General features: G+C 55.2%; 11 protein-coding genes. 1 reads left to right on the top strand and 10 read right to left on the bottom strand.

Translation table 11 applies throughout. The features are described from left to right. Window positions 1-98: 98 nt before the first annotated feature. Window positions 99-866, bottom strand: a complete 768-nt coding sequence (locus QQ91_RS02540; protein ID WP_166279655.1) for an SDR family NAD(P)-dependent oxidoreductase — start codon at window positions 864-866, stop codon at window positions 99-101. A gap of 120 nt (window positions 867-986) precedes the next feature. After that, window positions 987-1,148, bottom strand: coding sequence for a rubredoxin (rd, locus tag QQ91_RS02535; protein WP_166279652.1), 162 nt, complete (start codon window positions 1,146-1,148; stop codon window positions 987-989). A gap of 282 nt (window positions 1,149-1,430) precedes the next feature. Here rd and QQ91_RS02530 point away from each other — a divergent pair, with 282 nt between their 5' ends. Then, window positions 1,431-2,549 (top strand): DNA topoisomerase IB, encoded by a 1,119-nt coding sequence (locus QQ91_RS02530; protein ID WP_166279649.1) that lies wholly within the window; start codon window positions 1,431-1,433, stop codon window positions 2,547-2,549. 35 nt (window positions 2,550-2,584) lie between these two features. Here the strand turns inward: QQ91_RS02530 and QQ91_RS02525 are convergent, their stop codons facing one another. The 8 genes from QQ91_RS02525 to QQ91_RS02490 all read right to left on the bottom strand — a co-directional run bounded on the left by QQ91_RS02525 (window position 2,585) and on the right by QQ91_RS02490 (window position 12,057). After that, window positions 2,585-4,264 carry a glycoside hydrolase family 13 protein gene (locus tag QQ91_RS02525; protein ID WP_166279646.1) on the bottom strand — a complete coding sequence of 560 codons (1,680 nt, stop codon included), beginning with the start codon at window positions 4,262-4,264 and terminating at the stop codon, window positions 2,585-2,587. 56 nt (window positions 4,265-4,320) lie between these two features. Beyond that, window positions 4,321-5,844 carry a GMC oxidoreductase gene (locus tag QQ91_RS02520; protein ID WP_166279643.1) on the bottom strand — a complete coding sequence of 508 codons (1,524 nt, stop codon included), beginning with the start codon at window positions 5,842-5,844 and terminating at the stop codon, window positions 4,321-4,323. 113 nt (window positions 5,845-5,957) lie between these two features. Further along, a complete protein-coding gene (locus tag QQ91_RS02515; RefSeq protein WP_166279640.1) occupies window positions 5,958-6,827 on the bottom strand; it encodes an SDR family oxidoreductase in 870 nt (289 codons plus the stop codon). A 138-nt stretch (window positions 6,828-6,965) separates the two neighbouring features. Next, window positions 6,966-7,541, bottom strand: a complete 576-nt coding sequence (locus QQ91_RS02510; protein WP_166279637.1) for a DUF1830 domain-containing protein — start codon at window positions 7,539-7,541, stop codon at window positions 6,966-6,968. A gap of 529 nt (window positions 7,542-8,070) precedes the next feature. Next, window positions 8,071-8,364: a hypothetical protein gene (locus tag QQ91_RS02505; protein WP_166279634.1), complete on the bottom strand. Its 294-nt coding sequence runs from the start codon at window positions 8,362-8,364 to the stop codon at window positions 8,071-8,073. Window positions 8,365-8,768: 404 nt separating this feature from the next. Further along, window positions 8,769-10,202 carry an FAD-binding domain-containing protein gene (locus tag QQ91_RS02500; RefSeq protein WP_166279631.1) on the bottom strand — a complete coding sequence of 478 codons (1,434 nt, stop codon included), beginning with the start codon at window positions 10,200-10,202 and terminating at the stop codon, window positions 8,769-8,771. 6 nt (window positions 10,203-10,208) lie between these two features. Then, window positions 10,209-10,430: a hypervirulence associated TUDOR domain-containing protein gene (locus QQ91_RS02495; RefSeq protein WP_166279628.1), complete on the bottom strand. Its 222-nt coding sequence runs from the start codon at window positions 10,428-10,430 to the stop codon at window positions 10,209-10,211. Window positions 10,431-10,512: 82 nt separating this feature from the next. Then, window positions 10,513-12,057 (bottom strand): family 1 glycosylhydrolase, encoded by a 1,545-nt coding sequence (locus QQ91_RS02490; RefSeq protein WP_166279625.1) that lies wholly within the window; start codon window positions 12,055-12,057, stop codon window positions 10,513-10,515. Between the last annotated feature and the right edge of the window lie 41 nt (window positions 12,058-12,098).

Genomic DNA, 12,098 nt, shown 5'->3' with positions numbered 1-12,098 from the left:
CAGGATCAACCCTGGTTAGAGCACTCTCCCAAAAAATACATTTTTCTCAAAACTGTCCCGCCTTAAATTGGTAGCCCGCTGAATTTCCCCCTTATGGATTACTGCTCTTTGTAATTCCAAAGCAGACCGCCATCCACATAGAAGGTAGATCCAGTGACATATTTCGCCTCGTCGGAGGCCAGAAAGGCGACCAGTCCCGCCACGTCTTCCGGATCTCCCAGGCGACCCAGAGGGATATTACGGGTGACCTGCTTGCGCTTTTCTGGGTTATCCAGCAGCGTTTGATTAATGGATGTGGCGATCGCCCCTGGGGAAACATTGTTAACGGTGATGCCCATCTCGCCTAGCTCCACAGCTAGGTTGCGAGTAATCATCTGCACGCCGCCCTTACTGGCGCAGTAAGAGGTGAAATGGGGGAAGGGCAGCTCTTCATGGACAGAGCTGATATTAATGATGCGGCCGGGGTTTTGAGTGGCGCGGAAATGGCGCACCACGGCCTGACAGGCAAAAAAGACGGCCTTGAGATTCACATTCAGCACCAGATCATACTCTGCTTCGGTCACTTCCCAGAAGTCTGATCGCTTCTCAAGTCCGGCATTGTTGACCAAAATATCAACCTTGCCAAAATGCTCAATGCTCTCCTCCACTAGGCGCTGAATGTTCTCAACTTGGCTCAGGTCAGCTTGGACGATGTGACCCGAGGCACCTGCCTTTTGGACCGCCTCAAGGGTAGCCTGGGCACCCTCCTGGTGGGATCGATAGTTGATGACAACATCGGCTCCCGCTTTGGCCAGGCGATCGCAGATAGCAGCCCCAATACCTCGACTTCCGCCGGTTACGATGGCAACTTTTCCAGTGAGCTTCATGGCTGATTGCTTCTCTATTGTGCGTATTGAATTGTGCGTATTGAACTGTGCGTATTGAATTGTGCCTATTGAACAGGCTGCGGAATGGAGAATGGAAATGAAACTGAGACCCGCTTCACCCTAGTCGACCGGTTCAAACTGAGACTGTTCAGCACCGCACTGGGGACAGACCCAATCCTCAGGGAGATCGGCAAAGGCAGTGCCTGGCTCAATGCCGGAGTCGGGATCGCCCTGTTCAGGGTCATAGGTATAGTTACAAACCTTGCATTGATATTGATTCATGGCGCTAAAATTTCCTGTCGTTAGCCATTGCAGCCTAACAACCGTCAGCGTCCTAGGGGATCTTTCTTTAGGTGCAGATTCAAGGGAGGGGTAAGGTCCCCGGCCTCAAACCCGAGAAGGATTCCCTTGCAGCCTCTCTACTGGCAAAGTTCCTCCCGATTAGGCCAGGCCGATGGGTCAGAGTCTTCCGAAGGGAAGAGGCATCGGTGAGGTCTGAAGCCCTTCAATAGACAGTATCTCGTCATCCCTTTGGCAATCAGGGGATTATCTTCCTTCTATCCTATGGCCCACAGTTGCGCCCCATCCCCCCTAGATTTGCCGCCCCACCGGGCGGCGCAGGTTGCAGGACTCCATTATGTTTGCGATCGCCAGCCCGGAATTCGTCGCCAAAAATGGGGCCGGGGCTTTACCTACTATGACGTCAATGGGGAGCGAATTACGGACCCAGACCCGCGCGATCGCATTCGGGCCCTCAAAATTCCCCCGGCCTGGACTCAGGTGTGGATTTGCCCCTCTCCCCTGGGCCATCTTCAAGCCACTGGACGCGATGCCAAGGGCCGCAAACAGTATCGCTACCATCAGCACTGGCGACGCATTCGCACTCAGGCAAAATTTGATCGGGTGGTGATCTTTGGGGAACGACTGCCCCGACTCAGACAGCAGGTGCAGCGAGATCTAACCCAGCCTCGCCTATCGCGGGTCCAGGTAATTGCTACGGTGGTGCACTTGCTGGAGATCACCCTGATTCGAATTGGCAACGAAGCCTATGCCCAGACCAATCAGTCCTTTGGGCTAACCACTCTGCGCGATCGCCACCTTGCTTTGGCGCAGTCAGCAATCCGATTTCAGTTCTGCGGAAAGAGCGGCGTTGAGCATGATATAGAAATTCAAGACGCTGCGCTGGCTAAAATTCTGCGCCACTGTCAAGAGTTGCCGGGGCATGTGCTGTTTCAGTATCGAGATGCCCAGGGTCAGTGCCAGCGCGTTGAATCTGGGGATGTGAATGCCTATCTGCAGCAGGTCATGGGCGAGGGGTTTTCCGCGAAGGACTTTCGGACCTGGTTTGGGACGGTGCGAGCGGTGGAGGCCCTGTGGGAACAGGAGGACTGTGGAACTGCCAAAACCGCTGATGACCGCGATCAGCGCATTCGCATCGCCATTCAGCAAACCGCCCAACAGCTAGGAAATCGGCCTGCAACCTGTAAAAAATACTATATTCATCCCGAAATCTGGAATCTATACCGTCAAGGAACGCTCCTGAGGGTGCTAGATCAATTTTTGTCCGATTCTTCCTCCGGTCTCAGTCCCTGCGAACAGGCAATTATCACGCTGCTGTCCCCGCGATCTTCCAGTACGGCCTTATCGGTAAGCAACGAGCAGTGCAACCCCCAAGCAGCCTAGCCGGGGAAGGGCATCCCCGATCGCTCAGGGGATAACTAGCCTGCCTCCATCCGCTGGAAGACCGATACTTCAAAGGCTTTAAGGCTGTCGAGGGTGGCCATTTCGGTGCCGGCTTGGCGACAATTAGACACCAACACTCGCCATCGACTGGGCTCAAGGGGTTCATCCACACAGAATAGCCGCTCCTGGGTAAAGTTGATAATCACCAGCACCTGATCGGTTTCATGGCGGCGCAGGTAGGCTAATAAATCATCCGGGTAGTGAATCAGCGATCGCCACTCTCCGCAGCGCAGGGCCGGAGTTTGACGACGCACCTGCAGAAGCCGCCGATAAAAATCAAAAATGGAGTCGGGATTGGACTGTTGCTTGGCCACATTGACATCTTTGTAGTTGGGATGAACCGGCAACCAGGGATCTACAGCCTCACCAAAGCTAAAGCCGGCCTGGGGCGAATCATCCCACTGCATGGGCGTCCTAGCCCCATCACGGGTGGATCGCTCATCCTCATCGTTGCCCTTGATCATGGCGCGATCTTGACGCAGGTCTGGGGGAATCTCCTCATGGTTTTCCATGCCGATTTCCTGACCGTAGTACAAAATCGGCGTTCCCCGCAGGGTCAGTAGCAAAGCCGCGGCGCCCTGGGCCACTGTGGCCGGGTCGGTACAGAGACTACAGGCAATCCAGCGCGAGAGATGGCGCGGAATATCGTGGTTATCTAAAAAGTAAACCGGCCAGGCTCCTGGTGGGGTCAGGACTTCTTTTTTCTCAATCTGCTGCTGGAGATAGCCGGGATGCCAGGGACTGAAGGGAAACTCAAATTCAAAGGGCAAATGCAGCTCGTCGTTCTGAACCCCGTAAAACATAATGGATTCGTTGAGCTTGCTGTTAATAAAGGTTTCCCCAATCAGAACGCGATCGCCATATTCTTCTAGAATGCCGCGAATTTCCCGGATGATATGGTGATTTTCCGGCAAATCCTTCTCGTAGAGATGATGATAGCTATCGTAAGCTTCCGGATCAACACTGGTAAACTTCATGGGATTGTCGCGGAAGCCCTGATCTTTACTGTAGACACTGGAAGCATCCAGCCGAAAACCATCCACGCCCCGATTCAGCCAGAAGCGCACAATATCGGCGATCGCAGCCCTAACGGCCGGGTTGCGCCAGTTTAAGTCGGGCTGAAAGGATTTAAAGGTGTGGAAATAATATTGCTGACGCGCTTCGTGAAAGGTCCAACCGGTGCCCCCCATGTAGGATCGCCAGTTGTTGGGAACGCCCCCATCTTCGGCAGGATCTTGCCAGAGATACCAGTCGGCCTTTTCATTGTTTTGACTGGCGCTGGAGGTGCGAAACCATTCATGCTCCTGAGAGGTGTGGTTGAGCACCAGGTCTAAAATAAGTTTGATTCGTCGCTGATGGGCAGCGGCAATGAGTTCATCCAAATCGGCCAGGGTGCCGTACATGGGGTTGATGCGGTAGTAGTCGCTGACATCGTAGCCGTTATCCCCCATGGGGGATGCAAAAATGGGGGAAAGCCAGATGGCATCAATGCCCAGACTCAAAGAAGCGTGGGGATGCCCGTCATTCAAATAGTCCAGGCGTTGAATAATGCCTTGCAGATCGCCAATGCCATCTCCATTGGCATCCGCGAAGGTGGGCGGGTAGATTTGATAAATTACGCTCTCTTCCCACCAGGAGGAGGATGTAGAAACCATAGGTTGCATCTAACAATATATGAATCGGTCGAGAACAGTGCCAAGAAGCCAGCCCCTCAGGCGATCGCTGGCATCGATACGGGATGGCACGCCAATCTTTCAGCCACCCGCAAAGCATTCGCGGCGATGGTCAGGGTGGGATTGGTTGCTGTGGCGGAGGGAAAAAAGCTGGAATCCACCACGTAGAGGTTTTCTAAATCGTGGCAGCGGCAGTCTAGATTTAAAACACTGGTTTTGGGATCTTCCCCAAAGCGGCAGGTGCCGGCCTGATGGTTTAGCGTGGCCAGGCCAACCGGACGGGCAATGACCCAGGGAAACCCAGCTCCTCGCAAGAGGGATCGCATCCGCTGGGTCAAGCGGTGATGATTCATCAGGTTATTGGGGCGGTAGGTCACTGCAATTTCGCCCCTTGGGGTGAGCGTAACCCGGTTTTCTGGATCAGGCAGGTCTTCGGTCTGCACCCACCAGTCCACCGAACGCCGGGCGATCGCCTGCAACATTCTATTGGGCACCCATTCGGGAAAGTCACTGCGCATCATTTCCCAGGTGTGCTTGCCCATGAGATGAATATGACCGATGGGAGCATCTCCATCCTGGCGATAAAAGTCGTTAATGGCTAGGGTTTTCTGGAAAACCGTGGGATTGTTCTCCCAGCCGATGGCAAAGAGCTTAGTGACATTGTGCTTCATGAGATACCGTCCCACCAAGCCCGAGGAATTTCCCAGTCCCCGCGGATGCTGTGCAGTGGCCGATCGCAGCAGCAGGGCCGCACTGTTCACCGCGCCGCAGGCCACAACAATTTGGTGAGCCTTGTAGTAAACCGCCCGACCGGCGGCGATCGCCTCCACCCCAACCACGCGACGTCCAGACTCCTCGGTAATGATCCGCTGGGCTTCTACGCCAGTTTTCAGGGTCACATTTCCCTGGGCTAGGGCCGGCTCTACACAGCACACCTCCGCATCGGCCTTTGCATCTAACAAACAGGGATACCCATCGCAGGTGCTACAGCGGATGCAGCTTCCCCCTTCACGGCGATCAATTCCCATCGGTAGCGAGAACGGCTGCAGCCCCTGCCGGGAAAGCTGCTGGGCAATGGCCCACACCTTAGGCTCGTGGGGCATTGCCGGAAAGGGGAAGGGACCGTGGGCAAAGGGCTCGGTGGGATCTTCACCGCGATCGCCATGCACCCAGTAGAGGTCCTCAGCCTGGGCGTAGTAGGGTTCTAAGGCCCCGTAGGAGAGGGGCCAGGCGGGCGAAATCCCCTCCGGGTAAGTCACCGTCCCAAAATCCATTTCCCGCATCCGCAGGAGAGCAGCTCCGTACACCTTGGTACTGCCACCAACGTGCTGATAAAGAGAGGGCCGAAAGGGCTGCCGTTGCCGCTGATCAATCCACTGCTGGTCGGTGCGGTAACGCCCCTCCTGAAACAGCGACCGGGCTTGCCAATTTTCCGGCTCCTTGGGAATGGAATGGCCTCGCTCCAGGAGCAAAATCCGCAAGCCGCGGTGGGCCAGCCCAAAGGCCAGGGTTCCCCCCCCGGCTCCAGATCCGATAATGATAATGTCGTAGTGATCGAACATGCCGATTGGCGTCCCTGTCTGATGTTAGCTCAATAAATTTTTTGCACAGCGATCTAGGCCGTCTGTGATCGACCGGGCATCACCGGGCATCACCGGGCATCACGGTCAGTTGCTTAACTGGAGATCTGTCCTCCAGTCACGTCTAGCAGGGCACCGGTGACAAAACTGCTGTCCTCTGCCGCCATGAAAACGTAGGCAGGCGCCAGCTCCTCGGGCTGGGCGGTCCGCTCCAAGGCTGGATCCGTGTCAAATCCCTCCACCTGGTCTGCGCGCATGGTGGCGGGAATATTGGGGGTCCAAACCGGGCCGGGGACCACCGCATTAACCCGAATTTTGCGATCGGCCAGGTTCAGGGCCAGAGCCTTTGTAAAGCTATGAACAGCGCCCTTACTGGCCGCATAGTCCACTAAAAATGATTTACCGGTTTTGCCCACGATACTGCCGGTATTAATAATCACATCGCCAGCCTGGAGATGGGGAACAACGGCCTGAGCCATGTGAAAATAACCAAAAATATTGGTTTCCAGGGTACGACGAAACTGCGCTTCCGTAATGTCTTCAAACCTTTGCTGCACCATTTGATAGGCAGCATTGTTCACCAGAATATTAATCTTGCCCAGGGCATCCAGGGTATTCGCAACCGCCTGCTGACAGGCCTCGCGACTGCGCACATCGTGCTTTAGAAGATGACACGATTGCCCTTGCTCCTCAACCATGGCCTGGGTTTTGGCCGCATCTTCATCATTTTGGTCATAAAGAATCGCAACGTTGGCTCCTTCCATGGCATAGGCAATTGCCACTGCTCGCCCAATGCCCGAGTCCCCACCCGTAATTAGAGCGACCTTCCCATTGAGCTTATTGGCAGGACGATAATTGGAAAGATCGGAATCGGGGCGGGGAACCATATCCGCCTGGCTCACCGGATAGTCTAGCTGCTGAGCTGGAATTTGATCGGGGGTGGGGCGTTTTTCCTGGGTAGGCATATGGGTCTCCTTGAAAGCTTGCAGGAATAGAAATCTAAAGACAATCTAAAGAAATTCCAGGCCAACCCCCTCTTCCCATCGGAGGTCAAGCGGATCTGTCTGAGGTTAGAAAACGCTGCCACTCTTGGGGACAAAGCCCTAGGAGAGACCTGTCATCTCCGGGGCAGGGGGTAAATTGCGGGCCTGGATAGTGTCGATGGCCAGGGTCGTGACCTGTTCGCTAGAGTAAATTTTCACTAGGGTTAAATCTCGAAGGGACAGCAGCAGCCGCTGTCCTGGAAACACCACATGCTCATGGAATCCGGTCTCTGGGTCCTGGAAACGCAGAATTTGAACGTGGGAACTGTGATTGGTAAACTGCCGTAGGATGGCTTCTCGATTCTGGTGATCTTGATCGATGGCCTGAATTAACTGATTCGGGAGTTTTTGGCGACAGCTCGGACAGTACCAGTAGGACTGATTTTGACTGATGTGCTGGGCAATGGGGGCAGAACACAGATAGCAGGTCTGGCCCGACTCAGAGGGGGGAGCAGAAGCGGCGGGTGGTAAAACGTCTGTTTTGGTAGCCACTGGAGAAGGGATCTGTCCCAAGCGCCGGCGGGAATAAACTTTATCAAAGGAATCAAAGCTGTAGGCCTTGTCCTCAGCCATGGGGAGTCGATTCACTGCGATCGCAAGCTGGCATAGAGAGGAACCTAATACGTTATAAATCATTGTTTTTATGGCATAGAGAGTTGTGAATCCCCTTCCCTCTACTGGGTTCACAGCCGTTTAGAGTGACCGGGCTGACGTCCAGGACCGGTGTAATCCATTGCTCCTGAGGCACTTAGGACTTCAGCACTAGAAGGGTTGGACGGAGTTTATGAGAGGTGGAAAATCTTCAGACCCTGAGCAGGAAGACTCGCTCGCATTTCCTCCCCAGGATGTGCTGATGTAAGAGTGGGCAAAAGCCAAGCCATGCTTGGAGTTACCCTGATATTAGCAAACCCTAACTTCCTGAGCTTGCCCATCATCCCAGAGGGATGTTAGCGGATCTATCCATTGATAGATTTCCCCAATCAAGCGTGGGGATGGGGAGATCAAGCGATAAAACAGCCCTGTGGTGGGGGACACAATCTCTTCTAAGACGAGGGGTTCCGACCTCTACCGATTATCGGAGATTCGGACCAGAGTTTGAGATTTGTCCCGCAGATCTCATCTTAAATCGGTTTGGCATTGATCCATGGCAGAGGTATCCTGCCGTTTACAGGCCAGTATTGCTCAGCAGTCGCATGATGTTGTCAATAAAAGTCTCGCCCCAAACGGCCGACAGGAGACCAAACAGCCCAATGAGCAGGCCTGCACCAACCCCCTGAGCCAGGTGGATATCCGTCAGGGTGCCATAGGTCATAGGAATCAGCAGGACGAGAGCGCCCAGCATCGCTCCCCCCAGGAAGCGAGAGATCCACGTCCTGATAGACGGAAATTGGGGAGCGGTGGAATCAGGAGGGGTGGAATCGGGAGCGGTGGAATCGGGCTTAGAGTGATTAGAGGTCATGAAACGTCCCTTCTAAGGTCCAAGAAACTGCAAAGAAACTGTGGCGTCCCCATTTCACCCTCAGGGGCTGAGGCTGCTTTGAATTATTTCTCCCCCACCGCCGAGCCGTCAAGAGATAAACGCAGGGAACAAAGTATAGCGCCAGCAGTATAGCACCAGCAGCATTGCCCCTCCCAGTCCCCCGGCGAGGATAATGGCGAGGGGGAGCCAAAACCCGATTTCACCGAACATTAGCAGGAAAAGTCCAACGACGGTAGTTAAGGTTGTGGCAATCACAGGCCGGGTTGATGTGCATCAAAGGACCGCAAAGATCTGCGGGTGAAGGTGCTGGCTGACCCTCGGATTCTCCGATCGATGCTGATTAAGGGAGGGAAGTCTCTATTCAAATTTCTCTATTCAACTCTCTATTGATGTTGATTTTGGTAGCGATCCCGGAAGGCCTGGCGCTGCGCTGCGTGATTCACCACCGGAGCAGGATAGGAACGGGCTTGGCGCTGCTGGGGAGAGATTTCTCCCGTGATCAGGGACTCGGTGGAGAGATCCGCAAGATCGGGTAACCAGTGCCGGATATACTCTCCCTGGGGGTCATACTTTTGGGCCTGACTGACGGGATTGAAAATGCGCAGGGGCTTAGGATCCATCCCACTGGATGCACTCCACTGCCAGCCCCCATTATTGGCCGACAAATCGCCATCCACTAGGTGCTGCATGAAATATTGCTCACCCCATTGCCAGGAAATGAGGAGATCCTTGGTTAAAAAGCTGGCAACGATCATCCGACAGCGGTTGTGCATCCAGCCGGTTTGATTCAGCTGGCGCATGGCGGCATCCACGATGGGGAAGCCCGTTTCGCCGGCACACCACGCTTCAAATAGGTCTGGGTCGTTCTCCCAGGGAAAATTTTGCATGCGTTCCCGGTAGGCTCCTTCGGCCAGATCGGGGAAAAAATATAGGGCATGCTGATAAAACTCGCGCCAGGCTAGCTCCTGCTGCCACGCCTCAATGCCAGCCTCGGTGCGATCGCTGCGACAGCGCTGATAGGCAGCCATCGCTTCCTGCCAAACGGCGCGGATACCAAGGGTGCCAAACTTGAAGGCGGCGCTCAGACGGGAGGTGCCATCCTTGGCGGGGCAGTTACGTTGCTGGTCGTAGTCCACGATGGTGCGATCGCGGTTACAAAAGGCCAAAAACCGATCCCAAGCAGCCTGTTCTCCGGGCGGCAGGGGGAGAGGTTCCTGCCAGCAAAAGCCGAGATCCTGGAGACTGGGCAATGGCACAGCACCCGCCTGGCGGGCACAATCTTGTTCGGCCTCCGTTAGCCCCTGACAGTCCCAGAGACTGGGGGCCGGGGCCGCCTTGGGCTGCGATCGCCAGTTCTTCCAAAAAGGCGTGTAGACCATATAGGGATCGCCCGCCTGGGTGCGCACCTGTCCCGGAGCGTGGAGGAGCTGGTCCCAGCCGGTATGAACGGCAATTCCTTGCTCCTTGAGCGCCTCGCGTACGCAGCGATCGCGCGCTTGGGCGTAGGGTTCCACATCCCAGTTCCAGTGTATTGCCCTAGCCCCAAGCTGAGACGCCAGGACCGGAATACCTTCCGCCGGGGGTTGATGTAAGATGAGCAGATCGCTGCCGATGGATCGATAGCTTTGCTGAAGTTCTGCCAAAGACTCCAGGAGATAGGCCATACGGGCCGGAGCGACCGCCTCCGGCTTGAGCAGGTAGGGATCTAAACAGAACAGGCCCACCACCTTGGCTGTTTTGGCCCTGGCCGCAGCGAGGCCCAGATTGTCTGCCAGGCGAAGATCGCGGCGATGCCAGAACACAATTAAATCCGCCATGGCACCCTAATTCAACTCGCTCCTCAGCTTCAGCACCGTTGTGCCATCCTCCTGTTCAATCACCAGGGCAGGATTGTCCGCCGTGCCGTGGCGGGTCACCTCTTGGCCCTTGAGGGTTCTGCAAATCGTCTCAGGATGAATTTCCTGAATCACTCCTTCAGCGGTGCCGTTTCCCCAGTTCCAGGTGACCGTTTGCTTGATGTCCAGTGAATTTGCGGAATTTGCCATGCTTTTTTCTCTGTTGAATGGGGTTACCTGTCCGGGTCAGGGATCTGCCGCAGGAAAGAATCGCCCGAAAGCAGTCCCCCCTTCAAGGCTGGGGCAGCGAAGGGGCCGGTGAATATTGGGCAATCAGCTGCGCGTAGGTTTGGGCGGGGCGATCGCCCAGATGATCGGCTTCCCGGCGATCGCAGCCCCGCTCAAAGTCAAGGCTAAACAGGCCAAAGCGCGGGGTAAAGGATCCCCATTCGTAGTTGTCGGTGAAGGACCAGTGACAGTAGCCCACCAGCGGAATTCCCGCCGTTTTCAGACGCTGCACCTGGGCCAGATGCTCCCTGAGAAACTGGCTGCGGCGGAGCTGATCACGTCGGGTCGTTGCCGTTTTGTTATCCTCAGTGCGACGCAGCGCCATGCCATTCTCCGCGATCAGAATGGGAGTGCCGGAATATTCCTGGCTGTAGTAGCGACAAAAGCAGTACAGCCCCTCGGGAAGCGATCGCCAGTCCCACCATTTGGTCTGCATGCTGCTCATGACCCAGCCGCGAAAATCAGGAACGTCAGATTCTAGATCGGCAAACGAGGGGAGACGAACGCTGTGGGCCAGAAAGGGATCGTAATAGTCCAGGGCCAGGTAGTCAAACAGGCGATCGCCCTGGCAGTTTGCCACAGCCCTCAGGGTTGTTTGAAAGGATTGGGGGCCAAGATAACGCTCACCCATCCAGTGCACAATCTGGCGAAATAACCGGCCAACGCGGTAGGGCAGATCACGCCGAAAGGGCAGGTTAAACTGTCGTAGCGCCGTTTCAAAGGACTCAGCGCGATGCCGAAAATAGTGGGGCAGCTGCTGGGCCGGGACGGGCTGGCTGGCCAGATTTAATAAATCCCACACCAGTTTCTCCGACCAGTAGAGATCGCTGCAGTAGGTATTGAGCGAGACCATGGGAGAATCCCACCCTTGGGTGGCATAGATCTGATGAATCCGATCGTAGGCCTGGATATGGGCTGCGAGAAGATGGTCAAAGGCGACCATCGCCCGATTCAGGCTAATCCCTTGATCCGAGGGAAAGGTGCCATTGAGATAGGTGTTAATGACCAGGATATTGGGCTCATTAATGGTCAAAAACCAGCGAATCGGGCGGGTCTGATGAATCGTCACCAACCGGTGATTAATATGACTCACCGCGGTTTCCACATAGGTCAGATAGGCCCCCAGGGTTTCTTCCTTAAGCCAGGCATCAACCCCTAACCAGAGGGGATGGGTAAAGTGCTGCAGGGTCACAATCGGCTCTAGGCCAGCTTTCTGACAAGCTGCAATACGCAGGGCATAGTCGTCCATGGCCTGAAAATCAAAGGCCGGAGCAGTGCGAATCTGGGGATCCGAGGCGGGCTGGATTCTGGCCCACTCCAGACTCATGCGAAACGCAGTCACTCCCAGATGCTGACAGGTGGCAAAATCTTTGGCATACCGTTGCCAAAATTCCGCAGCTTTCCCCGTGACGGCCACCTGGCCGGACCGTTCCGCCTGCGACCAGTTATTTTGAGGCTGTCCCGGTTGATTATATCCCCCCTCGCTTTGATAGCCAGAGGTAGAAACCCCCCAATAAAAGGGCGGCCGGGCAGCGTTAAAATCAGTCATCAATTTTCGTTCATTGTCAGTAACACAGGTCCAGTCCGAGA

This window comes from Lyngbya confervoides BDU141951, from assembly GCF_000817775.3.
Classification (GTDB): Bacteria; Cyanobacteriota; Cyanobacteriia; order Thermosynechococcales; family Thermosynechococcaceae; genus Lyngbya; species Lyngbya confervoides.
This window is presented reverse-complemented; position numbering and strand designations above follow the sequence as displayed.